Source organism: Streptomyces winkii, from assembly GCF_032248595.1.
GTDB classification, from domain to species: Bacteria; Actinomycetota; Actinomycetes; order Streptomycetales; family Streptomycetaceae; genus Streptomyces; species Streptomyces winkii.
This window is the reverse complement of record NZ_JASTTH010000002.1, coordinates 819283-845627: the sequence shown is the minus strand read 5'-3', so window position 1 is coordinate 845627 and position 26345 is coordinate 819283. Positions and strand designations below refer to the sequence as shown.

Annotated in this window: 25 protein-coding genes; 10 read left to right on the top strand and 15 right to left on the bottom strand. The window is 70.4% G+C overall.

Annotated features, from left to right (window positions below; translation table 11 throughout):
• Positions 1 to 7: 7 nt before the first annotated feature.
• Positions 8 to 1900: an endonuclease/exonuclease/phosphatase family protein gene (locus QQM67_RS07975; RefSeq protein WP_399065712.1), complete on the top strand. Its 1893-nt coding sequence runs from the start codon at positions 8 to 10 to the stop codon at positions 1898 to 1900.
• Between the two features lie 154 nt (positions 1901 to 2054).
• On the opposite strand, the gene QQM67_RS07970 is transcribed toward QQM67_RS07975, so the two are convergent.
• The 12 genes from QQM67_RS07970 to QQM67_RS07915 all read right to left on the bottom strand — a co-directional run bounded on the left by QQM67_RS07970 (position 2055) and on the right by QQM67_RS07915 (position 12230).
• A complete protein-coding gene (locus tag QQM67_RS07970) occupies positions 2055 to 2936 on the bottom strand; it encodes an EI24 domain-containing protein (RefSeq protein ID WP_314172883.1) in 882 nt (293 codons plus the stop codon).
• 78 nt (positions 2937 to 3014) lie between these two features.
• Positions 3015 to 4022 carry a 2,3,4,5-tetrahydropyridine-2,6-dicarboxylate N-succinyltransferase gene (gene dapD, locus QQM67_RS07965; protein WP_314172882.1) on the bottom strand — a complete coding sequence of 336 codons (1008 nt, stop codon included), beginning with the start codon at positions 4020 to 4022 and terminating at the stop codon, positions 3015 to 3017.
• An 84-nt stretch (positions 4023 to 4106) separates the two neighbouring features.
• Positions 4107 to 4694, bottom strand: coding sequence for a TetR/AcrR family transcriptional regulator (locus QQM67_RS07960; RefSeq protein WP_314172881.1), 588 nt, complete (start codon positions 4692 to 4694; stop codon positions 4107 to 4109).
• On the bottom strand, positions 4694 to 5014 hold the full coding sequence (locus QQM67_RS07955; RefSeq protein WP_314172880.1) for a DMT family transporter: 321 nt from the start codon (positions 5012 to 5014) through the stop codon (positions 4694 to 4696). Before QQM67_RS07955 ends, QQM67_RS07960 begins: the two co-directional genes overlap by 1 nt.
• 219 nt (positions 5015 to 5233) lie before the next feature.
• A complete protein-coding gene (locus QQM67_RS07950; RefSeq protein ID WP_314172879.1) occupies positions 5234 to 5563 on the bottom strand; it encodes a metal-sulfur cluster assembly factor in 330 nt (109 codons plus the stop codon).
• Positions 5560 to 6027, bottom strand: coding sequence for a Fe-S cluster assembly sulfur transfer protein SufU (sufU, locus tag QQM67_RS07945; RefSeq protein ID WP_314172878.1), 468 nt, complete (start codon positions 6025 to 6027; stop codon positions 5560 to 5562). The genes QQM67_RS07950 and sufU overlap by 4 nt, the downstream gene beginning before the upstream one ends.
• A 40-nt stretch (positions 6028 to 6067) precedes the next feature.
• Complete coding sequence (locus QQM67_RS07940) at positions 6068 to 7321, bottom strand: cysteine desulfurase (RefSeq protein ID WP_314173039.1); 1254 nt, start codon at positions 7319 to 7321, stop codon at positions 6068 to 6070.
• Between the two features lie 5 nt (positions 7322 to 7326).
• Entirely contained in the window at positions 7327 to 8091 is a 765-nt protein-coding gene (gene sufC, locus QQM67_RS07935) for a Fe-S cluster assembly ATPase SufC (RefSeq protein ID WP_314172877.1), read from the bottom strand.
• A gap of 7 nt (positions 8092 to 8098) precedes the next feature.
• Complete coding sequence (locus tag QQM67_RS07930; protein ID WP_314172876.1) at positions 8099 to 8437, bottom strand: non-heme iron oxygenase ferredoxin subunit; 339 nt, start codon at positions 8435 to 8437, stop codon at positions 8099 to 8101.
• Positions 8434 to 9612 carry a Fe-S cluster assembly protein SufD gene (gene sufD, locus QQM67_RS07925; protein WP_314172875.1) on the bottom strand — a complete coding sequence of 393 codons (1179 nt, stop codon included), beginning with the start codon at positions 9610 to 9612 and terminating at the stop codon, positions 8434 to 8436. The genes QQM67_RS07930 and sufD overlap by 4 nt, the downstream gene beginning before the upstream one ends.
• A gap of 159 nt (positions 9613 to 9771) precedes the next feature.
• Positions 9772 to 11193 carry a Fe-S cluster assembly protein SufB gene (gene sufB / locus QQM67_RS07920; RefSeq protein ID WP_314172874.1) on the bottom strand — a complete coding sequence of 474 codons (1422 nt, stop codon included), beginning with the start codon at positions 11191 to 11193 and terminating at the stop codon, positions 9772 to 9774.
• Positions 11190 to 12230 (bottom strand): ArsR family transcriptional regulator, encoded by a 1041-nt coding sequence (locus QQM67_RS07915; protein ID WP_399065703.1) that lies wholly within the window; start codon positions 12228 to 12230, stop codon positions 11190 to 11192. The genes sufB and QQM67_RS07915 overlap by 4 nt, the downstream gene beginning before the upstream one ends.
• 187 nt (positions 12231 to 12417) lie before the next feature.
• Between QQM67_RS07915 and QQM67_RS07910 the strand changes: the two genes are divergently transcribed.
• The 3 genes from QQM67_RS07910 (at position 12418) to QQM67_RS07900 (ending at position 15355) form a co-directional block, all read left to right on the top strand.
• Positions 12418 to 13344 carry an ABC transporter ATP-binding protein gene (locus QQM67_RS07910; RefSeq protein WP_314172873.1) on the top strand — a complete coding sequence of 309 codons (927 nt, stop codon included), beginning with the start codon at positions 12418 to 12420 and terminating at the stop codon, positions 13342 to 13344.
• Entirely contained in the window at positions 13341 to 14108 is a 768-nt protein-coding gene (locus tag QQM67_RS07905; protein WP_314172872.1) for an ABC transporter permease, read from the top strand. Before QQM67_RS07910 ends, QQM67_RS07905 begins: the two co-directional genes overlap by 4 nt.
• Before the next feature lie 143 nt (positions 14109 to 14251).
• The gene (locus QQM67_RS07900; protein ID WP_314172871.1) at positions 14252 to 15355 is read left to right on the top strand and encodes a COX15/CtaA family protein; all 1104 of its coding nucleotides are present in this window, start codon (positions 14252 to 14254) and stop codon (positions 15353 to 15355) included.
• 44 nt (positions 15356 to 15399) lie between these two features.
• Here the strand turns inward: QQM67_RS07900 and QQM67_RS07895 are convergent, their stop codons facing one another.
• Positions 15400 to 15750 (bottom strand): VOC family protein, encoded by a 351-nt coding sequence (locus QQM67_RS07895; RefSeq protein ID WP_314172870.1) that lies wholly within the window; start codon positions 15748 to 15750, stop codon positions 15400 to 15402.
• 159 nt (positions 15751 to 15909) lie between these two features.
• Here QQM67_RS07895 and QQM67_RS07890 point away from each other — a divergent pair, with 159 nt between their 5' ends.
• On the top strand, positions 15910 to 16236 hold the full coding sequence (locus tag QQM67_RS07890; protein ID WP_314172869.1) for a hypothetical protein: 327 nt from the start codon (positions 15910 to 15912) through the stop codon (positions 16234 to 16236).
• 128 nt (positions 16237 to 16364) lie between these two features.
• Here the strand turns inward: QQM67_RS07890 and QQM67_RS07885 are convergent, their stop codons facing one another.
• Positions 16365 to 17306, bottom strand: a complete 942-nt coding sequence (locus QQM67_RS07885) for a heme o synthase (RefSeq protein ID WP_314172868.1) — start codon at positions 17304 to 17306, stop codon at positions 16365 to 16367.
• 384 nt (positions 17307 to 17690) lie between these two features.
• On the opposite strand from QQM67_RS07885, the gene tkt reads away from it, so the two are divergent.
• From tkt to pgl, 5 genes are read left to right on the top strand one after another with little or no spacing between them, the layout of a single operon-like run.
• Positions 17691 to 19766 carry a transketolase gene (tkt, locus tag QQM67_RS07880; RefSeq protein ID WP_314172867.1) on the top strand — a complete coding sequence of 692 codons (2076 nt, stop codon included), beginning with the start codon at positions 17691 to 17693 and terminating at the stop codon, positions 19764 to 19766.
• Positions 19767 to 19820: 54 nt separating this feature from the next.
• A complete protein-coding gene (tal, locus tag QQM67_RS07875; protein ID WP_314172866.1) occupies positions 19821 to 20963 on the top strand; it encodes a transaldolase in 1143 nt (380 codons plus the stop codon).
• 5 nt (positions 20964 to 20968) lie between these two features.
• Positions 20969 to 22495: a glucose-6-phosphate dehydrogenase gene (gene zwf, locus QQM67_RS07870; protein ID WP_314172865.1), complete on the top strand. Its 1527-nt coding sequence runs from the start codon at positions 20969 to 20971 to the stop codon at positions 22493 to 22495.
• Positions 22492 to 23583 carry a glucose-6-phosphate dehydrogenase assembly protein OpcA gene (gene opcA / locus QQM67_RS07865; protein WP_314172864.1) on the top strand — a complete coding sequence of 364 codons (1092 nt, stop codon included), beginning with the start codon at positions 22492 to 22494 and terminating at the stop codon, positions 23581 to 23583. The genes zwf and opcA overlap by 4 nt, the downstream gene beginning before the upstream one ends.
• Positions 23580 to 24362, top strand: coding sequence for a 6-phosphogluconolactonase (gene pgl, locus QQM67_RS07860; protein WP_314172863.1), 783 nt, complete (start codon positions 23580 to 23582; stop codon positions 24360 to 24362). The genes opcA and pgl overlap by 4 nt, the downstream gene beginning before the upstream one ends.
• A 408-nt stretch (positions 24363 to 24770) precedes the next feature.
• On the opposite strand, the gene QQM67_RS07855 is transcribed toward pgl, so the two are convergent.
• Entirely contained in the window at positions 24771 to 26213 is a 1443-nt protein-coding gene (locus QQM67_RS07855) for a Glu/Leu/Phe/Val dehydrogenase dimerization domain-containing protein (protein WP_314172862.1), read from the bottom strand.
• Positions 26214 to 26345: the final 132 nt, after the last annotated feature.

Here is a 26345-nt window from a genome sequence, read left to right as displayed (position 1 = left end):
GTCCGTAATGAAGTCCGGACCTGGAGAGAACGCCGTCCGCCACCCCCCTCCGGAGGCACCGTTGTCGTCCCGTCTCGCCCGTACCTCCGCCCTCACCGTCGCGGCGGTGTGCGGCTCAACTCTGCTCGTCATGACCGCGGTCTCCGCGTCAGGGAACACGGTCGAAGAGCCACGTCTCCACGACATCCAGGGCAACACCCGGGTCTCGCCCTTCGCGGGCAAGCAGGTCACGGATGTGCCCGGAGTCGTCACGGCGGTCCGCGGCTTCGGCAAGGCGCGCGGCTTCTGGCTCCAGGACCCGAAGCCGGACGACGATCCCGCCACCAGCGAGGGCATCTTCGTCTACACCGCCGGTGAGACGCCCGACGTCAAGGAGGGCGACTCGATACAGATATCCGGGAAGGTCGACGAGTTCTACCCGGGCGGCGAGAAGGCCGGCGGCCAGTCGGTGACGCAGCTGACGGACGCGAAGTGGAAGGCCGCCTCCAAGAAGAAGCAGAAGCTCCCCAAGGCGGTCGCCCTGAACGCGGAGCGCGTCCCGGACGCGTACGTGCCCGAAGGCAAGGGCGACGACGGGAACATCGAGTCGCTCAAGCTTCAGCCCACCAAGTACGCGCTGGACCTCTACGAGTCCCTCGAAGGCATGCGCGCCGGCCTCAAGGACGCCCCGGTGACCGGCCCGAGCAGCGAGTTCGACGAGCTGTGGGTCACCGCCGACCCCAAGGAGCACCCGACTCCGCGCGGCGGCACCCTCTACGGCGGGTACGACCAGCAGAACGGCGCCCGGATGAAGGTCAGTTCGCTGCTGCCGCGCGAGGAGCACCCCTTCCCGAAGGCCGACGTCGGCGACGCGCTGAGCGGCACCACCGAAGGGCCCCTGGACTACGACAACTTCGGCGGCTACACCGTACGGGCCACGACCATGGGCGAGTTGAAGGACAACAAGCTCAAGCGGGAGAAGACGGCCAAGCAGGGCAAGGACGAACTCTCCGTCGCCACCTACAACGTGGAGAACCTCTCCCCGAAGAGCGAGGCCGCGAAGTTCGACCGGCTCTCCGAGGCCCTGGTGAGCAACCTCTCCTCGCCCGACGTCGTCGCCCTCGAAGAGGTGCAGGACAACTCGGGCCCCAACGACGACGGCACCGTCGCCGCCGACGAGACCCTCAAGAAGCTGACCGCGGCCATCAAGAAGGCGGGAGGCCCCGCGTACGAGTCGCGCCAGATAGAGCCGGAGAACAACGCCGACGGCGGAGAGCCCGGCGGCAACATACGCGTCGCGTTCCTCTTCAACCCGGACCGTGTCTCCTTCGCCGACCGCAAGGGCGGCGACGCGACCACGCCGGTGAAGGTGACCGACGACGGCGGAAAGGCGAAGCTGTCGGCCAACCCGGGCCGCATCGAGCCGCAGGACGAGGCCTGGAAGGACAGCCGCAAGCCGCTGGCCGGTGAGTTCACCTTCAAGGGCCGCCAAGTCTTCGTCGTCGCCAACCACTTCAGCTCCAAGGGCGGCGACCAGCCGATGGAGGGCCGCAACCAGCCGCCCGTGCGCGAGTCCGAGAAGCAGCGCACCGCGCAGGCGAAGCTCGTCAACTCGTTCGCCGAGAAGGTCGAGTCCGTCGACAAGAACGCCGCGATCATCGCGGCCGGCGACTTCAACGACTTCCCCTTCTCCCCCAGCCTCGACGCGATGCGCAAGGGCGGCGTCTTCACCAGCCCCATGGACGATCTGCCCGCCGCGGAGCGCTACGGCTACGTCTTCAACGGCAACTCGCAGGTGCTCGACCACGCGGTGACCAGCCCGGGAACGGGCAAGGTCAAGTACGACATCGTGCACATCAACGCCGAGTTCCACGACCAGGCCAGCGACCACGACCCGTCAGTGATCCGCCTGAAGCCGTAAGCACGCGGGAGCGGGTCCGCCCTGACCACGCGGACCCGCACACCGCCCCGTCGGCGGGCGCCCCCGAGAGTGGGCGCCCGCCGCTCTCTGCGTCCTGCGCGGGACAGCGGTTCCGCCGTGACCGGCCTCCGCCGGGATCGTTCCCGGCCGCTGCCTACCGAGGCGTTCCCCCGCGAGTCCACGGCTCCGGCTGCGGCGTCTTCGGAGCGCTGATCCCACCGGGGCGGGGCACGGTCCCGCTCGTGCCGGGCGTGCCGGTGCCGTAGCGGTCGTCGGGCCCCTCGTCCTCGCCCCGCTCCCCCTCGTCCAGGAGGTCCCGTACGAGCAGCGCGGCACCGGCGACCGCGCCCGGCATCAGCAACACCGCGAGCAGCGGCACAAGGAAGAGCAGCACCAGCGGCACGCCGAAGCCCAGCGCCAGCGCCCTGCGCGTACGCAGAATCCGCAGCCTCTCCCGTACGGGGACGCCCCGGCGCTGCATCGCCACCGAGACCAGTTCCAGGGTGAGGAAGAAGCCCGAGACGCAGAAGCCGAGCGCCGGGACGACGGTCTGGCCGACCACGGGCAGGAAGCCGAGGAGGAAGAGCGGGACGGTGAAGAGCAGCATGCGCCACAGCACGTACAGGCTGTCGCACAGCGAGATCCACACCTCCAGCAGCACCGGACGGCCCGGGCCGGGAGGCGCGCCGCCCTCCGACTCCTCGACCTGCTCAGAGAGCTTCTCGTAGAACGGGTCGCCGATGACCAGCGTGACGGCGGTGAAGGTCAGCACCGAGAGCAGCAGCCCGGCGACCCAGAGGAGCACGGCGAACAGGACGCGCAGGGAGTCGCGCCACAGCTCGTCCCAGCCGTCCGCGAAGGGCGTGGCCCAGGCGGCGATGTCGTCGGCGAAGAAGCCGAGCGCGGTGAGCGCCGCGGCGTAGAGCACGAGGCTCACCAGCGCCGGCAGCAGACCGAAGCCGAACCACCGTCCGTGGCCTGCGACCCACCGCTGCCCACGCCCCAAGTACCGCATCCCCGCGGCCAGATCACGCATGCCCGTAAGCCTATGGCCTACGGGCATGCGCGCCGCAACGGAGTCCGGATCAGCCGTCCGCCGGATGAGCGGGCGGGGTCAGTTGTGGCTGTGGAGCGCCTCGTTCAGCCCGCCCCAGGAGCCGCTGCGCTGGAGGACCTCGACCGTGCCGGTCGTCGAGTTGCGGCGGAAGAGCAGGTTGTCGGCGCCGGAGAGCTCCAGCGCCTTGACGATCTGCCCGTCCGGGAGCGATACGCGCGTCCCCGACGTGACGTACAGCCCCGCCTCGACGACGCAGTCGTCGCCGAGGGAGATGCCGATCCCCGCCTCGGCACCGAGCAGGCAGCGCTCCCCGATGGAGATCGTCTGCTTGCCGCCGCCGGAGAGGGTGCCCATGATCGAGGCTCCGCCGCCGATGTCGGAGCCGTCGCCGACGACGACTCCCGCACTGATGCGGCCCTCGACCATGGACGTGCCGAGGGTGCCCGCGTTGAAGTTGACGAAGCCCTCGTGCATGACCGTGGTGCCCTCGGCCAGATGCGCCCCGAGCCGGGCGCGGTCGGCGTCGGCGAGGCGCACGCCCTTCGGCGCCACGTAGTCCGTCATGCGCGGGAACTTGTCGACGCTGGTGACGCTCAGATGCGAGCCCGCGGCGCGGGCCGCCAGCCGCACCCGCTCCAACCCGTCGACGGCGACGGGCCCGAGGCTCGTCCAGGCGACGTTGGCGAGCAGCCCGAACTGGCCCTCCAGGTTCAGCCCGTGCGGCCGCACGAGGCGGTGGCTGAGCAGATGCAGCCGCAGATACACGTCGTGGGTGTCCGCGGGCTTGTCGTCGAGCGAGCCGATGACCGTACGCACGGCCACGGTCTCGACTCCCCGCACCGGGTCGGTGCCCAGCGCCTTCGGCGCCGCCTCGCCCAGCGCCGCGGCCGCCCGCTCCGGGCTCAGGCGCTCGCTGCCGGCGGGCCCGTCGGGCTCCGCGACGAGTTCGGGGGCGGGGAACCAGGTGTCGAGAACGGTCTCTTCGCCGTCGCTTCCGCGGGAGATCGTGGCGAGCCCGACGGCGACGGCGCCGGTCGTACGGGTCGTGGTGGCTGCGTGCGTCATGCCGGGCACGTTAGCCGCCCGTGTGCGGGCGAGGCCAACCGGTCTCAGCGGGCGGGAGGGCGACGGCGGCGGTCCCGCCGCGCCTCAGGTCTCGCCGGTGACGCGCGCCAGCGCCGCCCGCACCGCGGCGCGGTCGAACGGCCGGTCCGTGAGCAGCAGTTGCAGCAGCAGCCCGTCGATCAGCGCGACGAGGACACTGGCGGTGGCGGTGTCCGCGGTGTGCCGCCCGATGACGTCCACCATGTCGTCCAGCCAGGCCGCGGCGACGGGTTGCAGAGCCGGGCGGCGCAGCGCGGCGAGGTAGAGCTCGTACTCCACGCGCATGCGGCCGCGGTCCCCGCTCGCGTACTGCTCCAGCAGCCGTGTGAGCACGTCGGCGAGGGGCTTGCGGGCCCGCGGCCCGCTCCCCGCGGGCGCAGCCACGCCGCCCGCCTCGGACAGCGCCTCCTCCCAGTCCTTCATGGCGCTGCGCGGACCGCCGCAGACCTCCTCCAGGGCGGCGACGAGCAGATCGTCCAGGCCCGCGAAGTGGTACGTGGTCGACCCGAGCGGCACGCCGGCCTCGGCGGCGACGCTCCGGTGGCTGAGCGCCCCGATGCCCTTGAGCTCGACGATGCGGATGGCGGCCTCGATGATGCGGTCGCGGCGCTCGGGATCGTACCGGCGTGCCATCAGTGAATGCCTCCGAGGTTGAGCACGACGACTCCGGCGATCACGAGCACGATGCCGATCATCTTCGCCAGGGTGACCGACTCGCCGATGAAGGCGATGCCGATCGCCGCGATGGCCGCTGTGCCCACTCCGGCCCAGATGGCATAGGCGGTGCCGACGGCCATCGTCTTGAGTGTCTGCGCGAGGAGTATGAACGCCACGGCATAGCTGACACCGGTGATGAGGGACGGCACGAGCTTGCTGAAGCCGTTGCTGTACTTCATCGCGGTCGTGCCCAGAACTTCCGCCAGGATCGCGCCGGCGAGCGTCACGTAGACCATGTGTACGAGCGTACACAACGATGCGTACGGGTGTACACGACATATCGGGCGACTTGGCCGCCCACTGCCGTCACCGCTGCTCAGGCGGCGGTCAGTCCGGGAACTCCACCGGGCTCCGATGCAAAGAGACGGCCATGCCCCGGGATTCCGGGACATGGCCGTGCTGCACGCGAGTTCGCGTATGGGAGGCGGGGGCCGCTGAAGCGGCCCGGCTCGGGCTCAGACGTTGAAGCCCAGCGCCCGCAGCTGCTCCCTGCCGTCGTCGGTGATCTTGTCCGGGCCCCACGGGGGCATCCAGACCCAGTTGATCTTCAGCTCGTCGACGATGCCCTCCGTCGCGGACTTCGCCTGGTCCTCGATGACGTCCGTCAGCGGACAGGCCGCCGAGGTGAGCGTCATGTCGATCGTGGCGACGTTCGACTCGTCGATGTGGACCCCGTAGATCAGGCCCAGGTTGACGACGTCGATGCCGAGCTCCGGGTCGACCACGTCGAGCAGCGCCTCACGGACCTCGTCCTCGCTCGCGGGCTTCGTGGTGGTCTCGGTCATGCGGTCTTCTCCTTTACCGAGTCCTCGCCCAGCGCCTGGGCGGTGGCGTCCTTCCATGCCATCCAGCTCAGCAGAGCACACTTCACACGCGCCGGGTACTTCGAGACCCCGGCGAAGGCGACGGCGTCCTCCAGCACGTCCTCCATGGCATCGTCCGGCTCGATCCGGCCGCGGGACTGCATGAGCTCCAGGAAGGTCTCCTGGATCGTGCGCGCCTGGCCCAGCTCCTTGCCGACCAGCAGTTCGTTCAGCACCGAGGCGCTGGCCTGGCTGATCGAGCAGCCCTGGCCCTCGTAGCTGACGTCGCTGATCGTCTCGCCGTCGTAGCGCACACGCAGCGTGATCTCGTCACCGCACGTGGGGTTGACGTGGTGCACCTCCGCGTCGCCCTCACGCAGCCCCTTGCCGTGCGGGTTCTTGTAGTGGTCCAGGATCACTTCCTGGTACATGGAGTCCAGCTTCACGAGTCAGTCCGTCCGTCCAGTCCTGCGGCCACGCCTCGTCCTAGGCGAAGAAGTTCCGTACGTGTTCCACGCCCTCGGCCAGGGCATCCACCTCGGCCGGCGTGGAGTACAGATAGAACGACGCCCGCGTGGTCGCAGGAATTCCGTACCGCAGACAGACGGGCCGTGCGCAGTGGTGCCCGACGCGGACGGCGATGCCCAGCTCGTCGAGCACCTGGCCCACGTCGTGCGGGTGGATGTCCCCGAGCGTGAAGGAGATCGCCGCGCCCCTGTCCTCGGCCGTGGTGGGGCCGATGAAGCGCAGGTCCGGGATCTCGCTCAGCCTGCCCACGGCGTACGCGGTCAGGGCGTGCTCGTGCTCCTGGATCCGGTCCATGCCGATGGCGGTGAGATAGTCCACGGCCGCGCCGAGGCCGACCGCCTGCGCGATCGGCGGGGTGCCCGCCTCGAACTTGTGCGGGGCCGGCGCGTACGTCGACGAGTTCATCGTGACGGTCTCGATCATCTCGCCGCCGCCGAGGAACGGCGGCAGGTCGTCCAGCAGCTCCTGCCGCCCCCACAGCACGCCGATGCCCGTCGGACCGCACATCTTGTGCCCGGTGAAGGCCACGAAGTCGGCCTGGATCGCCTGCACGTCGAGCGCCATGTGCGGCGCCGCCTGCGAGGCGTCGACGACGACGAGGGCGCCGACCTCCTGGGCCCGTCGCACGATCGCCTCGACGGGGTTGATCGTGCCCATGATGTTGGAGACGAGCGTGAAGGAGACGACCTTGGTCTTCTCCGTGATGATCTCGTCGACGGCGGACAGGTCGAGCCGGCCGTCGTCGGTGAGGCCGAACCACTTCAGCTTCGCGCCCGTACGCTGCGAAAGCAGCTGCCAGGGAACGATGTTGGAGTGGTGCTCCATCTCCGTGATGACGATCTCGGTGTCGTGCTGCACGCGGTAGGGCTCGTCTGCCCAGCCCAGCATGTTGGCCACGAGGTTGAGCGACTCCGAGGCGTTCTTGGTGAAGACGACCTCGTCGCGGCTGGGCGCGTTGATGAAGGCGGCGACCTTGTCGCGCGCGCCCTCGTACAGCGCGGTGGCCTCCTCGGCGAGGACGTGCACACCGCGGTGGACGTTGGCGTGATGCCGCTCGTAGTAGTCGCTCAGCGCGTCGAGCACCTGGCGCGGCTTCTGCGAGGAGGCCGCGTTGTCCAGGTACACGAGCTTCTGCCCGTCGTGGACCGTGCGGTCCAGGATGGGGAAGTCCTTGCGGATCGCCTCGGTGTCGAGCAGACCCGGAAGCGTCACGTCGCTCACGAGGCGGCGCCTCCCTTCACGTACGCCTCGTAGCCCTCTTCCTCCAGCTTGTCGGCCAGTTCCGGGCCGCCGGACTCGGCGATCCGGCCCTTGGCGAAGACGTGCACGTGGTCGGGCTTGATGTAGCGCAGGATGCGCGTGTAGTGGGTGATCAGCATGGTGCCGACCTGGCCGTTCTCACGGACGCGGTTGACACCCTCGGAGACCACCCGCAGCGCGTCCACGTCGAGGCCGGAGTCGGTCTCGTCGAGGATCGCGATCTTCGGCTTGAGAAGCTCCAGTTGGAGGATCTCGTGCCGCTTCTTCTCACCGCCGGAGAAGCCCTCGTTGACGTTCCGCTCCGCGAAGGACGGGTCGATCTGGAGGCGTTCCATGGCCTCCTTGACCTCCTTCACCCACAGCCGCAGCTTGGGCGCCTCGCCGCGCAGCGCCGTGGCCGACGTACGCAGGAAGTTGGAGACGGAGACGCCGGGCACCTCGACGGGGTACTGCATCGCGAGGAAGACGCCGGCGCGGGCGCGCTCGTCCGGGGTCATCTCCAGGACGTCCTCGCCGTCCAGGGTCACCGAGCCGCCCGTGACGGCGTACTTGGGGTGGCCGGCGAGGGAGTAGGCGAGCGTGGACTTGCCGGAACCGTTCGGCCCCATGATCGCGTGCGTCTCGCCCTGCTTCACGGTCAGGTCGACGCCGCGCAGGATCTCGTTCGGACCGTTCTCGGTTTCGACGGAGACGTGCAGGTCGTTGATCTCAAGCGTTGCCATGGGGACTTCAGGACTCCTGTGTGACGGAGACGAGCACGGCCGCGTCGGGCCCTTCGCCTTCGATTCTGACGGGGTATACGGGGATGGGGCGGGTCGCGGGCAGGCCCGAGGGTTTGCCCGTACGCAGGTCGAAGCTGGAGCCGTGCAGCCAGCACTCGATCTGGCAGTCGTCGACCTCGCCCTCGGACAGCGAGACGTTCGCGTGCGAGCAGATGTCGTTGACCGCGAACACCTCTCCCTCCGTGCGGACGAGCGCGACCGGCACGCCTTCGAGCTCCACCCGCTTGGGGGTGTCCTCCTCCAGCTCGCCGAGCGCCGCCACTCGCACGAAGCCTTCGCCGCTCATACGGACGCCTCCAGCTCCGCCTCGATCTTCTCGATGAGGCGCTGCTCCACGTCCGGCAGGCCGATCTGCTGGACGAGTTCGGCGAAGAAGCCCCGCACGACCAGCCGCCGCGCCTCCTGCTCCGGGATGCCGCGGGCCTGGAGGTAGAAGAGCTGCTCGTCGTCGAAGCGGCCGGTGGCCGAGGCGTGGCCCGCGCCGACGATCTCGCCGGTCTCGATCTCGAGGTTGGGCACCGAGTCGACCCGCGAGCCGTCCGTCAGGACGAGGTTGCGGTTCAGCTCGTACGTGTCGGTGCCGGTGGCGGCGGCGCGGATCAGCACGTCGCCGATCCAGACCGCGTGGGCCTCCTCGCCCTGGAGGGCGCCCTTGTAGACCACGTTGCTGCGGCAGTTGGGCCTGTCGTGGTCGACGAAGAGGCGGTGCTCCTGGTGCTGGCCGTTGTCGGTGAAGTACAGGCCGTAGAACTCCGCCTCACCGCCCGGGCCCGCGTAGTTCACGCGGGGGTGGAGGCGCACGACGTCGCCGCCGAAGGTGACGACGACCGACTTGAAGGTGGCGTCCCGGCCGACCAGCGCGTTGTGCTGGGAGCAGTGAACGGCCGTGTCGTCCCAGTCCTGCACGGAGACCACGGTCAACTTGGCGCCGTCGCCGAGGACGAACTCGACGTTGGCCGCCCGCACGCCGTCGCCGGTGTGGTCGATGACGATGACCGCCTCGGCGAAGTCCTTGACGTCGAAGATCGTGTGCCCGTAGGTGACGCCGCCCTCGCCGTGCAGGGAGACCCGCACCGGCTCCTTCAGCACGGCTTCCTTGGGCACCGTGACGACCGAGGCCTTCTCGAAGGACGAGAACGCCTGCGCGGCGACCCGGTCGACCGGCTTGCCCGCCCGGCCGACGCGGGCGTCGTCGCGCGCCACGGTCTCCACCGTCACGCCCTCCGGCGCGTCGACCTCGACCTTGAGCGAGCCCGACGCCTCGGCCGTGCCGTCGTGCAGCCCCTTCAGCCGCTCGATCGGAGTGAAGCGCCACTCCTCCTCGCGGCCGTGCGGCACGGGGAAGTCCGCCACGTCGAAGGAGGGCGGTGCGCTCATCCGCGTGGCGACGGTGGACTCAGCCGCCACCGCGATGCCGCCCACGGCGGTGGAACCCGCTGGAATCTTCTGAGCCTCGGCCATAACTGTCGTCGTGCTCTCTTTCTGCCTTCGGTCGCCTCGCCCGGCTCTGGGCTGTGTGCGGTGCCGGGATCGGTCCTCCCGGCCCCGCACACTCGGTGACGTGCGGAACGGGTGCGCGCTCGCAGCCCGCGCGCTGGGCGATGGGACGGTGCGTGCCGGTCAGCCGACCGCGCCCTCCATCTGAAGCTCGATGAGCCGGTTGAGCTCGAGTGCGTACTCCATCGGCAGCTCCTTCGCGATGGGCTCGACGAAGCCGCGGACGATCATCGCCATGGCCTCGTCCTCGGACAGCCCCCGGCTCATCAGGTAGAAGAGCTGGTCGTCGCTGACCTTGGAGACGGTGGCCTCGTGGCCCATCGTCACGTCGTCCTCGCGCACGTCGACGTACGGATACGTGTCCGAACGGGAGATCGTGTCCACGAGCAGCGCGTCGCACAGCACGTTGGACTTCGATCCCTCGGCGCCCTCGGCGATCTCGATGAGGCCGCGGTAGGACGTACGGCCGCCGCTGCGGGCGACGGACTTGGAGACGATGTTGGAGGACGTGCGGGGCGCCATGTGCACCATCTTCGCGCCGGCGTCCTGGTGCTGGCCCTCGCCCGCGAAGGCGACCGAGAGCGTCTCGCCCTTGGCGTGCTCGCCCATCAGGTAGACGGCCGGGTACTTCATGGTGACCTTCGAGCCGAGGTTGCCGTCGACCCACTCCATGGTCGCGCCCTCGTAGGCCACCGCACGCTTGGTGACCAGGTTGTAGACGTTGTTCGACCAGTTCTGGATCGTCGTGTAGCGGCAGCGGCCGCCCTTCTTGACGATGATCTCGACGACGGCGGAGTGCAGCGAGTCCGAGTTGTAGATCGGAGCCGTGCAGCCCTCGACGTAGTGCACGTAGGCGTTCTCGTCGACGATGATCAGCGTCCGCTCGAACTGGCCCATGTTCTCGGTGTTGATGCGGAAGTAGGCCTGGAGCGGGATGTCGACGTGCACGCCCGGCGGCACGTAGATGAAGGAACCGCCCGACCACACCGCGGTGTTGAGCGCGGCGAACTTGTTGTCGCCGGGCGGGATGACGGTGCCGAAGTGCTCCTGGAAGATCTCCGGGTGCTCGCGCAGCGCCGTGTCCGTGTCGAGGAAGAGGACGCCCTGCTGCTCCAGGTCCTCACGGATCTGGTGGTAGACGACCTCCGACTCGTACTGCGCGGCGACCCCGGCGACCAGGCGCTGCTTCTCCGCCTCCGGGATGCCGAGCTTGTCGTAGGTGTTCTTGATGTCCTCGGGCAGGTCGTCCCACGTCTGGGCCTGCTGCTCCGTGGAGCGGACGAAGTACTTGATGTTGTCGAAGTCGATGCCGGAGAGATCCGAGCCCCAGTTGGGCATGGGCTTCTTCTGGAAGAGCCGGTGCCCCTTCAGGCGGAGCTTGAGCATCCAGTCCGGCTCGTTCTTCTTCCCCGAGATGTCGCGGACGACCTCATCGGAGAGACCGCGCTTCGCCGCGGCGCCGGCCGCGTCGGAGTCGGCCCAGCCGTACTCGTAGTTGCCCAGCCCTTCGAGTTCGGGGTGAGCAGTCTCCGTAGGTGAGGTCATGCGGGGTTCCTCCCGGCGGTGTTCGCTGGTGCTGTGGTGGCGTTGCTCGCCTTGGTCTCGCTCTTGCCTGTCTTGCTCTTGTCGGTCTTGCTCACATGGGTCCTGCCTGCCTCGTCGCCGGACGCGGCGGTCCTGCCCGGGGCCTCACCGGCGGCGGAGCCGACTGCCTTGCTGCCGGTCTCTGTGACGGTACGGGGCCGCGGCGGGGATCCATCCAGGACTCTCCGCTCCGCGGACACGGCTGATCCCAGGGTCTGCGGCACGAAGGTGGTGCACACCCCGTCGCCGTGGGCGATGGTCGCCAGCCGCTGGACGTGGGTGCCGAGCAGTCGGGAGAAGACCTCCGTCTCCGCCTCGCACAGCTGCGGGAACTGCTCGGCGGTGTGCGCCACCGGGCAGTGGTGCTGGCAGAGCTGCTCTCCCGCGGGGGCACCGGCGGAAGCGGGGGCGCTGCGCGCAGTGGCAGCGTACCCGTCCTTGGTCAGCGCCTCGGCCAGCGCCCGGGTGCGCTCCTCGCGCGGCACCCGCTCCAGCTCGCGTCTGTACTGCTCGGCCTGCGCCGCCACGCGGGCGCGGGCGAAGTCCGCCACCGCCGCGGCGCCGCGCTCGCCGCCGCCGGCGCTCTGCGCTATCCACCGCAGAGCGTCCGCGGCGAGCTTGTCGTAGTCCTGGTCGAAGGCGTCCCGGCCGCAGTCGGTGAGCGCGAAGACCTTGGCGGGGCGGCCGCGGCCCCGGGAGCCGTAGACCCGCTTCTCGCGGGGCTCGACGACTCCCTCGCTCACCAGTGAGTCGAGGTGGCGGCGGACTGCCGCCTGGGTCAGCTCCAGACGCAGCGCCAACTCCGCGGCGGTGGAAGGGCCGTGGTCCAGAATGGAGCGGGCGACCCTGTTGCGCGTGCCATGCTGCTCGTCGTGGCCGGACGCCCCGGACTGACCCGCGGACGCTGCGGACTGACCCTCCGGCCCGGACACCGACGAACCGCCGGCGGCCGCTCCGGCCGCCGATCGCGTCTCGTGCCCCTCAGCCGTCTTTTTCACAACGTCATTGTTGCGTAATTCTCCGGGACGCGGCAAGCCGCGTCCTGACCTGGCTGGATGGCCTGCGTCACGTAAGGGCAGCCTTACCGGCCGCCCACGGCCCGCGCCGCCGCCCGGCACAAGACGTCTGTCACGCATCCCAACCCCGGACCGCGCAAGGCACTTGGGAATCTCTAGACTCCCCCATATGGGAAGCGGTGGGGCTCTCGAGGTCGCGGGCCTGGTGAAGCGGTACGGCAAGAAGACAGCGGTCGACGGAATCGGCCTGTCGGTCCCGTACGGCACGGTCACGGCGGTCCTCGGCCCCAACGGGGCGGGCAAGACCACCACCGTCGAGACCTGCGAGGGCTACCGCAGAGCGGACGGCGGCACCGTACGGGTCCTGGGGCTCGACCCCGTCGCCGACGCCCGCCGGCTCCGTCCCCGCATCGGGGTCATGCTCCAGAGCGGCGGGGTGTACTCGGGCGCCCGCGCCGAGGAGATGCTCGCGCACATGGCCGGCCTGTACGCGAATCCGCTCCCGGTCGACGCGCTCGTCGACACCCTCGGTCTGGGCAGCTGCGGCCGTACGCCCTACCGGCGCCTCTCCGGCGGACAGCAGCAGCGGCTCTCGCTCGCCATGGCCGTCGTCGGACGCCCCGAGCTGGTCTTCCTCGACGAGCCGACCGCCGGTCTCGACCCGCAGGCACGCCGGACCACCTGGGACCTGGTGCGCGCTCTGCGCACCGACGGCGTCACCGTCGTCCTCACGACGCACCACATGGACGAGGCCGAGGAGCTGGCCGACGACGTCGTCATCATCGACCACGGCCGCATCGTCGCCCAGGGCTCGCCGGACGACCTGTGCCGCGGCGGCGCCGAGAACTCGCTGCGCTTCACCGGACGCCCCGGGCTCGACCTGACGTCCCTGCTCAAGGCCCTTCCGGACAAGACCGCCGCGGCAGAGCTCGTCCCCGGCGGCTACCGCGTCACCGGCACCGTCGACCCTCAGCTGCTGGCCACGGTCACCTCGTGGTGCGCGCAGAACGGCGTCATGCCCGACCGGATCTCCGTCGAGCGCCGCACGCTGGAGGACGTCTTCCTCGAACTCACAGGCAAGGAGCTTCGTTCGTGAGCGCCGGCACCTTCACTCCCGCCCCGGCCGCGGCGCCGCTGTGGCGCATGATCGGCGCGCAGGCCGCCCTGGAGACGCGGATGCTGCTGCGCAACGGCGAGCAGCTGCTCCTCACCGTCGTCATCCCGACGCTGCTGCTGGTGCTCTTCAGCGCGGTCGACGTCGTCGATCTGGGCGGCGGCTCCCGCGTCGACTTCCTCACCCCCGGCATCCTCGCGCTGGCCGTGCTCTCCACCGCGTTCACGGGCCAGGCCATCGCCACCGGGTTCGAGCGGCGGTACGGCGTGCTCAAGCGGCTCGGGGTCTCCCCGCTGCCCCGCTGGGGGCTGATGACGGCGAAGACCTGCTCCGTGCTGGTCGTCGAGGCGCTCCAGGTGCTGCTGCTGACCGCGGTCGCGCTCGCCCTGGGCTGGTCGCCGCAGGGCGGGCTGCCGGCGGTGGCGCTGCTGCTGCTCCTCGGGACGGCCGCGTTCTCCGGACTCGGGCTGCTCCTCGCGGGGACGGTGCGGGCCGAGGCCACCCTCGCCGCCGCCAACCTGGTCTTCATCCTGCTGCTCGTGGGCGGCGGCGTCATCGTCCCGCTGGAGCGGTTCCCGGAGGGCGTGCAGGGGGTGCTCGGCCTGCTGCCGATCTCCGCGCTCTCCGACGGTCTGCGCGACGTGCTCCAGCACGGGTCCGGAGTGCCCTGGGGCGGGCTGGGCGTGCTGGCCGCGTGGGCGGTGGCGGGGCTCGGTGCCGCGGCGGCCTTCTTCAAGTGGGAGTGATTCTTCGAGCAGGAGTGAGCGCTTTCCTGGTACGGGAGCCCGAAGAACCGGGAGGGCGCGGCCTCCGGCCGAAGTGAGCGCCCCCGCCCACGAGTCGGGTCGGCCCCACCCCTCGTGAATGCGCGCACAAGCTCGCCCGTACGATGTCTCCCGTGCCTCTCGTGCCGAACCTGCTCGAACTCGTACGCAATCCGATCGCGTACATCGCCAAGCGCTGGACGCCCGACCCGCGCACCGTCCGGCGGGCCGCGCTCTCGGCCCTCGTGATGGGCGTCGTCATCGTCGTGACCGGCGGCGCCGTGCGGCTGACCAGCTCCGGGCTGGGCTGCGACACCTGGCCCAAGTGCAGCGACGACAGCCTCTACGCCACCTCCGAGATGGGCGTGCACGGCGCGATCGAGTTCGGCAACCGGATGCTGACGTACGTGCTGAGCGCCGCCGTCGGCTGGGCCATCGTCGCCTCGCGCGCCGCGAAGCCCCGCCGCCGCGGCCTGAGCCGGCTGGCCTGGTCGCAGTTCTGGCTCGTGATGGGCAACGCCGTCATCGGCGGGGTCACCGTGCTGACCGGGCTCAATCCGTACACGGTCGCGGGGCACTTCCTGCTCGCCACCGGGCTGCTCACCGTCGCCGCCCTGACCTGGCTGCGGGCCGGCGAGGGCGATGCGCCGCCACGCCCGCTGGCCGGCCCGTCGGTACGGAAGCTGGTGCTGGTCCTGACGGCCGCCGCCGGTGCGCTGGTCACCGCGGGCACCGTCGTCACGGGTGCGGGGCCGCACGCGGGCGACAGCAGCAAGGTGCCGCGCATGCCCGTGAACCTGGAGACGGCCGCACAGGTGCATGCCGCCCTGGCCTGGATCGTTGTCGCGCTGACGCTGGCGGTCTGGCTCGTGCTGCGTGCGTTCGACGCACCGGCGGGCCCGCGGCGGAGGGCGGGCGAGCTGCTGATCGTGCTGCTCGCGCAGGGCGTCATCGGTTACGTCCAGTACTTCACGGAGCTGCCCGAAGTCCTGGTCGGGCTGCACCTGCTGGGGTCGGCGCTGGTGTGGATCGCGGTGCTGCGGCTGCTGCTGTCGCTGCGGGAGCGCGGGCCGGTGCCCGGCGCCGCGACGGAGGGCGATGCCGCGACGGGGCGGGAGTCCGGTGCCGCCGTGGCCGCGGCACCGGCCGCGACGCAGGCCCGGGTGCCCGCTCCCGCCACCGGGGACGGCGGGCAGGACAGGTCCGCGGCCGCGCCTCACCGCTCGTAACTCCGGCAGAGGCGGCCGGACTTGGGCCGGACCGGGCGTGCGCCTCAGAGCCCGGTGGCCCGCTCGTGCCGCGGCTCGTACATCCCGACCTCGCCCCCTCCCGGCAGCCGGAACCTCGTCAGGCGGCCCCACCCGGCATCGGTGACCGGCTGCGTGAACTCGACTCCCTTGGCGCTCAGTTCGGCGACGGTCGAGTCGACGTCGTCGCACATGAAGTAGAACTCGTGCGCTTCGGCGCCGTCCGCGGGGTGTACGGCGGCCTCGGCGGGCGGCAGCTTGAAGATCAGCCAGCCGCCTCCCGCGTCCACGTGCGGATACTCCAGCACATCCCTGAAGAAGGCGCGGTCGGCCTCCGCGTCGCGGCTGTAGATGACGACGTGTCCACCATTGATCATGCGGCGACCCTAGGGCCCGCCACTGACAGCGCCGCCTCCCGTGGGAACCCCGCCGCTCGCCGGCGGGCTCGGGCTGCGAGGGTGACGGCCCCGTGTGGTCTCGGTCTCGCGGCCGGGCGGGCCGTGGCCGCGCCGTATACCCGCCGGTAGCATCGTGGCATGGCAGACAGCAGCAAGCGGGCGGCCAAGCTCGCCAAGGAGATCACTGCGTTCGCGCAGCGGCACGGCGGCAGCGCGGAGGGGCAGATCGCGTACGTCGGGCAGACCGGTGCCCGCATCTCCCTCGTCGGCGCCGACGGGAGCTGGGGCGATCTGATGGCCCCCTCGGTGGAGACGGCGCGGCTGGCCACCGAGCGGGCGGGCATCACCGTGCACGAGTCCTTCGCCGGAGAGATGGCCGAGAAGGTGAAGACGGGCCCCTACGAGTGGAACCGCATGGCGGGCATCCAGCTCGGCGGGCAGGCGGCGAGCTCCGCGGGAGCCTGAGCCCGCCCGCTCCGAGCGCTTCGTGCCGGGGCCGGAAGCGGTGAGGGCCCGGACCACCGTCACTGGTCCGGGCCCTCACGCTTGTCCAGTCCGTGTACGGCCCGGCGCCTCGCGCCGAGCCCGCCGCCTCAGCGCAGGAAGGGATCGATCGCGACCGCGACGAACAGCAGCGAGACGTACGTGATCGACCAGTGGAAGAGGCGCATCTCCTTCAGCTTCGCGCCCGTCGCCCCGGACTTGGCCCGCGCCAGCAGCCCGTGCGCCTCCCACAGCCACCAGCCGCCGGACGCAAGGGCGACCGCGGTGTAGAACCAGCCGACGTACCCCAGCGGCCACAGCAGCAGCGAGACCGCGACCATCACCCAGCTGTAGAGCACGATCTGGCGTGCCACCGCGGAGTTGGTCGCGACGACCGGGAGCATCGGCACGCCGACGCGCGCGTAGTCCTCGCGCACCTTCATCGACAGCGGCCAGTAGTGCGGCGGCGTCCAGAAGAACATGACGAGGAAGAGGATGACGGCGGCCCAGCTGACCTCGTTCGTCACCGAGGACCAGCCGATGAGGACGGGCATGCAGCCCGCGATGCCTCCCCACACGATGTTCTGCGAGGTGCGCCGCTTGAGCACCAGCGTGTAGACGAGTACGTAGAAGAGCAGTGCGCCCAGGGAGAGCGCCGCCGAGAGCCAGTTGACGAGCAGTCCGAACCACAGCGTGGAGACGACCGCCAGGCTCAGCCCGAAGACCAGCCCCGCACGCGGGGTGACGGCTCCGGTCACCAGCGGGCGGTTCTCCGTGCGGTGCATGAGCGCGTCGATGTCGCGGTCGGCGTACATGTTCAGGGCGTTGGCGCCGCCCGCCGAGAGATAGCCGCCGACGCACGTGGTCACGACGAGCAAGAGGTCCGGGACGCCCTGCGCGGCGAGGAACATCACCGGAATCGTGGTGATGAGGAGCAGTTCGATGATGCGCGGCTTGGTCAGCGCGACGTACGCCCCGAGCCGGGCTGCGAACGACCGCTCCACGGTGCTGGTCTCGAGCACCCCCGCAGGACGGGATCCGACGGCCGTCACGAACACCCCTGATCACTTCATGAATGCGAGCGCGGACGCTGCACGTGAACGGTGCACATTCCGTAAGGCTCGCGCGTACCACGCCACTTTAGACGGCCCCGTGGTCCGCACCGCGCGGGGGGTCCGGCGGCGCTCCCCGCGCCTCCCCGGACCGGGTGCGGACCCGATGCGGAAGGGGTGCGGACCGGGCCCCCGGTCCGCCCGTATCTGCGGAACAGGCCCCGGTCCCAGGGGAATCGCGCCCCGCGACGAGTTGTTGCCGTAAGTGTCGGTGCGCCGTTGGTGAGCACCCGGAGAGATGGGCGAAGCACAGGGGTACGCTCGACACCGCCGGTGAGCGCAACGGCACCGGACACCGATTCGCGAGAGGAGCCCTGACCCAGGGTGAGCACGAAGCCGACCACAACAGATCTCGAATGGACCGATCTGGACCAGCGGGCTGTCGACACCGTCCGGGTTCTGGCCATGGACTCCGTGCAGAAGGTCGGCAACGGCCACCCGGGCACGGCCATGGCGCTCGCTCCCGCGGCCTACCTGGTCTTCCAGAAGCTGATGCGGCACGACCCGTCCGACCCCGACTGGCCGGGCCGCGACAGGTTCGTCCTCTCCGTCGGCCACTCCAGCCTGACGCTCTACATCCAGCTCTACCTCGCGGGTTACGGCCTGGAGCTGGACGACCTCAAGAGCTTCCGCACCTGGGGGAGCAAGACGCCCGGCCACCCCGAACACGGCCACACCGTGGGCGTCGAGACGACGACCGGTCCGCTGGGCCAGGGCGTCGCCAACGCCGTGGGCATGGCGATGGCGTCGCGTTACGAACGCGGCCTGTACGACCCGGACACGGCCGCCGGACAGTCCCCCTTCGACCACACCATCTGGACGTTCGCGAGCGACGGCGACCTCCAGGAGGGCGTCTCCGGCGAGGCGTCCTCGCTCGCGGGCCACCAGCGGCTCGGCAACCTCGTGGTGATGTGGGACGACAACCACATCTCCATCGAGGGCGACACCGAGACGGCCTTCTCCGAGGACACCGTCAAGCGGTACGAGTCGTACGGCTGGCACGTCCAGCGCGTCGACCCGCTGCCCAACGGCGACCTCGATCCGCGCGCGCTGTACAGGGCGTTCAAGGCGGCGAAGGCCGAGACCTCGCGTCCGTCCTTCATCGCGGTGCGCTCCGTCATCGCCTGGCCCGCGCCGGACGCGCAGAACACCGGGGCGGCGCACGGTGCGGCCCTCGGCGAGGAAGAGGTCGCCAAGACCAAGAAGGTCCTGGGCTTCGACCCCGAGCAGCACTTCCAGATCGGCACGGACGTGCTGGAGCACGCGCGCAAGGCGTGGGACCGCGGCCGCGAGATGCGCGCGGAATGGGAGAAGCACTTCGCGGAGTGGCGTTCGGCGAACCCCGAGCGCGCGGCCGAGTTCGACCGCATCCGCGCGGGCGACCTGCCCGACGGCTGGGAGAAGGCGCTGCCCTCCTTCGAGGCCGGCAAGGACATGGCCACACGCAAGGCCTCCGGTGCCGTGCTCAAGGCTCTCGGCTCGAAGATCCCCGAGCTGTGGGGCGGTTCGGCCGACCTGGCGGGCTCCAACAACACGACGTTCGACGAGAGTTCGTTCCTGCCGGAGGGCAACCCGCTGCCGGGCGCGGACCGTTACGGCCGCACCCTGCACTTCGGCATCCGCGAGCACTCCATGGGCGCGACCATGAACGGCATCGCGCTGCACGGCAACACCCGCGTCTACGGCGGCACCTTCCTCACCTTCTCCGACTACATGCGTCCCGCGGTCCGCCTCGCGGCGCTGATGCAGGCGCCGGTGACGTACGTGTGGACGCACGACTCGATCGGCCTCGGCGAGGACGGTCCGACCCACCAGCCGGTCGAGCACCTGCCCGCGCTGCGCGCCATCCCGGGCCTGAACATCGTCCGTCCCGCCGACGCGAACGAGACGGCGATCGCCTGGGGCGAGGTGCTGCGCCGGCACGCCGACAAGCCCGCACCGCACGGTCTGGCGCTGACCCGGCAGAACGTGCCGACTTACGAGCCGAACCACGAGACCGCCAAGGGCGGTTACGTGAGGTTCGAGGCGGACGGCGGCGAGCCGCAGGTGATCCTCATCGGCACGGGCTCGGAGGTGCAGCTGGCCGTCGAGGCCCGCGATGTCCTCCAGGCGGAGGGTGTGCGTACGCGGGTCGTGTCGATGCCGTCCGTCGAGTGGTTCGAGGAGCAGGACCAGGCGTACAAGGACACCGTGCTGCTGCCGACCGTGCGGGCGCGGGTGGCGGTCGAGGCGGCCGTCGGTCTGACCTGGCACCGGTACGTCGGTGACGCGGGACGGATCGTCTCGCTGGAGCACTACGGCGCGTCCGCCGACTACAAGACGCTCTACCGGGAGTTCGGCCTCACTGCCGAGGCGGTCATCAACGCCGCCCGGGAGTCACTGGAGGCCGCGTCCCGCTGACGCCCCGCCCCCGGCACTACAGCGAAGCTACGACAAGCAGGAGATGCAATTCCCATGACAGACGCTCTCAAGCGCCTCTCCGACGAAGGCGTCGCGATCTGGCTGGATGACCTGTCCCGTCACCGGATCACATCGGGCAACCTGGGCGAACTCATCGACGAGCAGCACGTGGTGGGCGTCACCACGAACCCGACGATCTTCCAGAAGGCGATCTCTTCCGACGACAAGTATGACCAGCAGGTCTCCGACCTCGCCTCGCGCGGCGTCACGGTCGAGGAGGCGCTGCGCATGATCACCACCTCCGACGTGCGGGACGCCGCGGACGTGCTGCGCCCCGTCTTCGACGCCACCGGCGGCAAGGACGGCCGCGTCTCCATCGAGGTCGATCCGCGGCTGGCCCACAAGACCAAGCCGACCGTCGCCGAGGCGCGTCAGCTGGCCTGGCTGGTGGACCGTCCCAACACGTTCATCAAGATCCCCGCGACGAAGGCGGGCCTCCCCGCGATCACCGAGACCATCGGCAAGGGCATCAGCGTCAATGTCACGCTGATCTTCTCGCTGGAGCGGTACCGCGAGGTCATGGACGCCTTCCAGGCCGGGCTGGAGAAGGCCAAGGCCCTCGGCATGGACCTCTCGGCGATCCACTCCGTCGCGTCCTTCTTCGTCTCCCGTGTCGACACGGAGATCGACAAGCGGCTGGACGCGATCGGCACCGACGAGGCCAAGCAGCTCAAGGGCAAGGCCGCCGTCGCCAACGCCCGTCTCGCCTACCAGGCGTACGAGCAGGTCTTCGGCCCCGCCGACGCCTCCGCCGAACCGCCCGAGCGCTGGCGGGTGCTGGAGCGCGCCGGCGCCAACAGCCAGCGCCCGCTGTGGGCCTCGACGGGCGTGAAGGACCCCTCGCTCCCGGACACCCTCTACGTGACCGAACTGGTCGCGCCGAACACGGTCAACACCATGCCGGAGGCCACCTTGAAGGCCGCCGACGACCATGGCGAGATCACCGGCGACTCGGTGCGCGGGAGCTACGCGGACGCCCAGGCGGTGCTCGACGACATCGCCGCACTCGGCATCTCCTACGACGACGTCGTGCAGGTGCTGGAGGACGAGGGCGTCGAGAAGTTCGAGGCGTCCTGGAACGAACTGCTGTCTTCCACCGAGGCGGAGCTCAAGCGCCTCACGCCGAAGGAGGCGTAAGGGAGTTGACCGACGCAGCCAATCCGCTGCGTGACGCTCTGGACCGGCGGCTCCCGCGCATCGCGGGACCGTCCGGACTGGTCATTTTCGGCGTCACGGGTGATTTGTCACGGAAAAAGCTGATGCCTGCCGTCTACGACCTCGCGAACCGCGGCCTGCTCCCGCCGGGTTTCTCCCTCGTCGGCTTCGCCCGCAGGGACTGGGAGCACGAGGACTTCGCGAAGGTCGTGCACGACTCCGTCAAGGAGCACGCGCGCACCCCGTTCCGCGAGGAGGTCTGGAAGCAGCTGTCCCAGGGGATGCGCTTCGTGCCCGGCGTCTTCGACAACGACGACGCCTTCCGCAACCTCAAGTCGACCATCGGGGAGCTGGACAAGTCCCGAGGTACGGGCGGCAACTTCGCCTTCTATCTCTCCGTGCCGCCGAAGTTCTTCCCCACCGTGGTCTCCCAGCTGAAGAAGCACGGCCTCTCGGAGAGCGGCGAGGGCTCGTGGCGGCGCGCCGTCATCGAGAAGCCCTTCGGGCACGACCTGCCGAGCGCCCAGCAGCTGAACGCGGTCGTGCACGACGTCTTCAACCCCGACCAGGTCTTCCGCATCGACCACTACCTGGGCAAGGAGACCGTCCAGAACATCCTGGCGCTGCGCTTCGCCAACACGATGTTCGAGCCGCTGTGGAACCGCAGTTACGTCGACCACGTGCAGATCACCATGGCCGAGGACATCGGCATCGGCGGCCGCGCGGGCTACTACGACGGCATCGGCTCGGCGCGGGACGTCATCCAGAACCACCTGCTCCAGCTCCTCGCCCTCACGGCCATGGAGGAGCCGGCGTCCTTCGGCGCCAGGGCCCTGGTCACCGAGAAGCTCAAGGTGCTCAACGCAGTACGGCTTCCCCGGGAGTTGGGCAAGCACACCGTCCGCGGGCAGTACGCGGCGGGCTGGCAGGGCGGCGAGAAGGTGCGCGGCTATCTGGAGGAGGAGGGCATCGACCCGAAGTCGAACACCGACACCTTCGCGGCGATGCGCCTGGAGATCGACAACCGCCGCTGGGCGGGCGTGCCGTTCTATCTGCGTACGGGCAAGCGCCTCGGCCGCCGCGTCACGGAGATCGCGGTCGTCTTCCAGCGCGCCCCGCACTCGCCGTTCGACGCCACGGACACCCAGGAGCTCGGCCAGAACGCCCTGGTCATCCGCGTCCAGCCGGACGAGGGCATCACCATCCGGTTCGGCTCGAAGGTGCCCGGCACGCAGATGGAGATCCGCGACGTGACCATGGACTTCGCGTACGGCGAGTCCTTCACCGAGTCCAGCCCGGAGGCCTACGAACGCCTCCTGCTCGACGTGCTGCTCGGCGACGCGAACCTCTTCCCGCGCCATCAGGAGGTCGAGAGGTCCTGGGAGATCCTCGACCCCGTCGAGCACTACTGGGACAAGCACGGCAAGCCCGAGCAGTACGCCGCCGGCACTTGGGGCCCCGAGGCCGCCGACGAGATGCTCGCACGCGACGGACGGAGCTGGCGCCGGCCATGAACATCGACCTCACGGACACCACTTCCGGCCAGATCAACACGACCCTCGTCCAGGCCCGCCGTTCGATCGGCTCCCCCGCCGTCGGCATGGTCCTCACGCTGGTCATCGTCACCGACGAGGGCAACCACTACGACGCGCTGAAGGCCGCCAGCGAGGCGTCCAAGGAGCACCCTTCGCGCATCCTCGCCGTCATCCGGCGTCCCGGCCGCTCGCCGCGCGACCGCGCCACGGCGAGGCTCGACGCCGAGGTGCGGGTGGGCAGCGACTCGGGCACCGGGGAGACCGTACTGCTGCGCCTGCACGGCGAGTTGGCCTCGCACGCCTACAGCGTCGTGCTTCCGCTGCTGCTGCCCGACGCGCCCGTCGTGGTGTGGTGGCCCGAGGACGCGCCCGAGAAGCCCTCCGAGGACAAGCTCGGGACTCTCGCCCAGCGGCGCATCACCGACGCCGCCGCCGCGGAGGACCCGATGGAGGCGCTGAGGCTTCGCGGCGAGACGTATGCGCCCGGCGACACCGACCTGTCGTGGACGCGGCTGACGCCGTGGCGGAGCGTCCTCGCCGCGGGCCTCGATCAGCAGTCGCTGAAGGTGCGTTCGGCGGTCGTCGAGGGCGAGGCCCAGAACCCGTCGAGCGAGCTGCTCGCGATGTGGCTGACCGAGCGGCTGAACGTGCCGGTGGAGCGCAAGGTCACCGACGGCCCCGGCATCACCGCCGTACGGATGGGGACGGCCGACGGCGACATCTGCCTGGACCGGGCGGACGGCTCGCTCGCCGAACTGGCCGTCCCTGCCCAGCCCGACCGCCATGTGGCGCTGCACCGGCGCGGCACGGCCGAGCTGATCGCGGAGGAGCTGCGCCGTCTGGACCCGGACGAGGCGTACGCGTCGGCGGTGCAGTTCGGCACGAAGAAGTCCGCCAAGGGCACGGGTTCCGGCAGGGGTTCGGGCTCGGGCGGCGGTAGCGGTACGGGCGGGCGGGGCGGCGGGCCGCCGCGGGGCCGTGCGCAACCCGAGCAGGAGTCGGCGAAGCAGCCCGGCGCGGCGAAGAAGGCGGCCAGGTCGCCCGCGAAGAAGGCGTCGAAGAAGTGACCGCCGCCGCCCAGGTCTTCGTGCACCGCGACAAGGACGAGATGGCCCGGGCGGCCGCCGCGCGGCTCGTCGCGCGCATCGTCGACGCCCAGTCGGCACGCGGAAGCGCTTCGGTCGTGCTGACGGGCGGGCGCAACGGCAACGGCCTCCTGTCCGCCCTCGCCTCCTCGACCGGCCGTGACTCCATCGACTTCTCACGGCTCGAACTGTGGTGGGGCGACGAGCGGTTCCTCCCCGAGGGCGACCCGGAGCGCAACGTCACACAGGCGCGCGAGGCGCTCCTGGACTCCGTGCCGCTCGACCCGGCGCGCGTGCACGTCATGGCGCCGTCGGACGGCGCGTACGGCAACGACGTGGAGGCCGCCGCCGAGGCCTACGAGGCCGAACTGGCGTCCGCCTCCCGCCCGGAGGACCACGCGTCCGTCCCGTCCTTCGACGTGCTGCTGCTGGGCGTGGGCCCCGACACGCACGTGGCCTCGCTCTTCCCCGAGCACCCGGGCGTGCGCGAGACGGAGCGCATGGTCGTCGGCGTCCACGGCGCCCCCAAGCCGCCGCCCGTACGCATCTCGCTGACGCTGCCCGCGATCCGGGCGGCCCGCGAGGTGTGGCTGCTGGCGGCGGGCGAGGACAAGGCGCACGCGGTGGCTCTCGCCCTGTCGGACGCGGGCGAGGTGCAGGCGCCGGCGGCGGGAGCGTACGGACGCAGCCGTACGCTCTGGCTCCTCGACGACGCGGCGGCGGCCAAGCTCCCGAAGGACCTCTACCCGCCGCTGTCCTGACTCCCGTCGGGGACGCCTCTCAGGCCGGGGCGAGCAGGCCGAGGCCCGAACAGCCCGTGCCGTCCGCCGGTCGGGAGTGAACGTCCAGTACAGGAAAGCGAGTTCGGCCGGCAGCGGAACGGGAGCGAGGCAGGCCGCCGCGGCGAGGCGTCCGCGCCCGGTGCCCGTCGTCCGCTCACCGCGTGTCCGCAGACCCCGGGCGGGCATCCAGCACAGCAGCAGCGCTGCGGCGGCACAGGCCGGCGCCGCGCATGCGGTGACGTACATCCGCGGCGAGGGGCCAAGGTATTCGCAGTCCTGGAAGGTGTCCCCTCGTGAGGTCGCCGAAGGCGAGCGGACAAGACGGCGCCCTGCGACCGGGGAGACCGGCCGCAGGGCGGCGTCGTCATCAGAGGGTGGTGAGCGGGATCAGGGCTGGCCGTCGACCGTGTCTTCGGCCGGGCCGGGGTAGTAGGCCGGGAACGCCGCGGCCGGCTGCCTTCCGGTCTCCACGGGAGACTCCGTCAGGTCCGCCGCCTCCGAGAACCCACCGTTCGGCGGGTGCACGACGGCCTCCGTGACGTCCAGGGCGGTACGGTCTACGGCCTCCGGCTCCTCGTCGCCCAGGGTGGACTGCCCCTGCGTCATGTCGGGGAAGAGTTCGCGGAAGGCGACCGCGCCCCCGTACTCGTCGATCATCCGCTGCGAGTTCTCCCTCGCGAACAGGATCCCTTCGGTCCGCACCGACAGCGCGGACCCGTCGGCCCGGCTCATGAGGTCGCGGACCAGCGGGCGGATCTGCTCGGACAGCCGGGTGCACGCGCCGGCGGGGCTGACGACCTCACCGAGGATGACCCACCAAGCACCGGCGGCGGCACCGGTGTTGGCGATGAAGTCGGGAATCACCGTGACCCCTCGCTCCAGGAGACGCTGCTCGGCCTCGGGAGTGGTGGGGACATTGGCCGCCTCCACGACGAGACTCCCCTTGATCCGGTCGCAGTTGGCGGCCGTGATCGTGTGGCCGACGGCGGCCGGAACCAGCACGTCCACGTCCAGGTCCAGCCACTCGTCGCCGGGCCGCTCCACGTCGTCCTCGCGTAGTACGGACCGGTCGATGACGCCGCCCGTGCTCCGCGCGGACAGCAGGAGTTCGACGTCCAGACCCCGCGAGGTGTTGAGGATCAAGCCGTGTGCGTCCGTGATCCCGACGATCTTCACCCCGGCTTGCGCGAGGTAGAGCGCGGTGGATCCGCCCATCGCACCGAAGCCCTGCACGACCGCGCGTGCCGTCGCGGCGGGGACCGACCGGTGCTCCAGGGCCGCCAGAGCGGCCTCCGCGACGCCGAAGCCGCCGATCAGCTCCGACAGCAGCAGGCCCTCCGTCCTTGTGGTGAAGGCCTGTTGGATGCGCGAGCGCGCCTCGGCCGCGTCCGGGGAACGGACGACGGCGGCGTGGAAAGAGGTCTCGTCGATGCCGACCCTGGAAAAGGCCCGGTCGAGCTGCTCCTGCTGCGTACCGAGGTCTCCCGCGGTTACCCAGAACCGTTCGAGAAGCGGCCGGACCGCCTGGAGGAACCGCTCCCGCACCTCGTCGGCTCGCGGGTCCTCGGAGTCGAAATCGATGCCGCCCTTTGCGCCGCCGACGTGAATTCCGAAAGCGCCCATCTTCAGGGTCATCTCACGGGCGAGTTCACTCACCTCACCGATTGTGCATCCCGGCCGCATACGCAGACCGCCGGTGGCGATGCCCGTCACCAGCTCGTCGATCACGACGAAGCCGCGGGCGGGGGTCTGTTTGTCGCGCCATGTGATCTGGAGGTAAGGCTCATGCTCAAGCACCTGCAACGGCGTCTCGACAGCGGTCTGTGTCACTTGGCACTCACCCTTTCCAGTCACTGATAGGCACTTGCTCTCATGTGCGGGACTTTCTGCGGACTCACCTGACAGACCGGCTGCTTCGGCCGGCTCCGTGAATTGCGCAGAATTCTTCCGATCAAGCGAGCT

Excerpts from the sequence above, each read along its gene's own strand:
- QQM67_RS07975 (WP_399065712.1), top strand. The coding sequence starts at position 8 with ATGAAGTCCGGACCTGGAGAGAACGCCGTCCGCCACCCCCCTCCGGAG.
- QQM67_RS07895 (WP_314172870.1), bottom strand. The coding sequence starts at position 15,750 with ATGATCAATGGTGGACACGTCGTCATCTACAGCCGCGACGCGGAGGCC.
- QQM67_RS07960 (WP_314172881.1), bottom strand. The coding sequence starts at position 4,694 with ATGGCACGCCGGTACGATCCCGAGCGCCGCGACCGCATCATCGAGGCC.
- QQM67_RS07955 (WP_314172880.1), bottom strand. The coding sequence starts at position 5,014 with ATGGTCTACGTGACGCTCGCCGGCGCGATCCTGGCGGAAGTTCTGGGC.
- sufD (WP_314172875.1), bottom strand. The coding sequence starts at position 9,612 with ATGGCCGAGGCTCAGAAGATTCCAGCGGGTTCCACCGCCGTGGGCGGC.
- tal (WP_314172866.1), top strand. The coding sequence starts at position 19,821 with ATGACAGACGCTCTCAAGCGCCTCTCCGACGAAGGCGTCGCGATCTGG.
- QQM67_RS07900 (WP_314172871.1), top strand. The coding sequence starts at position 14,252 with ATGTCTCCCGTGCCTCTCGTGCCGAACCTGCTCGAACTCGTACGCAAT.
- QQM67_RS07950 (WP_314172879.1), bottom strand. The coding sequence starts at position 5,563 with ATGACCGAGACCACCACGAAGCCCGCGAGCGAGGACGAGGTCCGTGAG.
- QQM67_RS07890 (WP_314172869.1), top strand. The coding sequence starts at position 15,910 with ATGGCAGACAGCAGCAAGCGGGCGGCCAAGCTCGCCAAGGAGATCACT.
- QQM67_RS07930 (WP_314172876.1), bottom strand. The coding sequence starts at position 8,437 with ATGAGCGGCGAAGGCTTCGTGCGAGTGGCGGCGCTCGGCGAGCTGGAG.
- QQM67_RS07970 (WP_314172883.1), bottom strand. The coding sequence starts at position 2,936 with ATGCGTGATCTGGCCGCGGGGATGCGGTACTTGGGGCGTGGGCAGCGG.
- dapD (WP_314172882.1), bottom strand. The coding sequence starts at position 4,022 with ATGACGCACGCAGCCACCACGACCCGTACGACCGGCGCCGTCGCCGTC.
- opcA (WP_314172864.1), top strand. The coding sequence starts at position 22,492 with ATGAACATCGACCTCACGGACACCACTTCCGGCCAGATCAACACGACC.
- sufC (WP_314172877.1), bottom strand. The coding sequence starts at position 8,091 with ATGGCAACGCTTGAGATCAACGACCTGCACGTCTCCGTCGAAACCGAG.
- sufB (WP_314172874.1), bottom strand. The coding sequence starts at position 11,193 with ATGACCTCACCTACGGAGACTGCTCACCCCGAACTCGAAGGGCTGGGC.
- QQM67_RS07910 (WP_314172873.1), top strand. The coding sequence starts at position 12,418 with ATGGGAAGCGGTGGGGCTCTCGAGGTCGCGGGCCTGGTGAAGCGGTAC.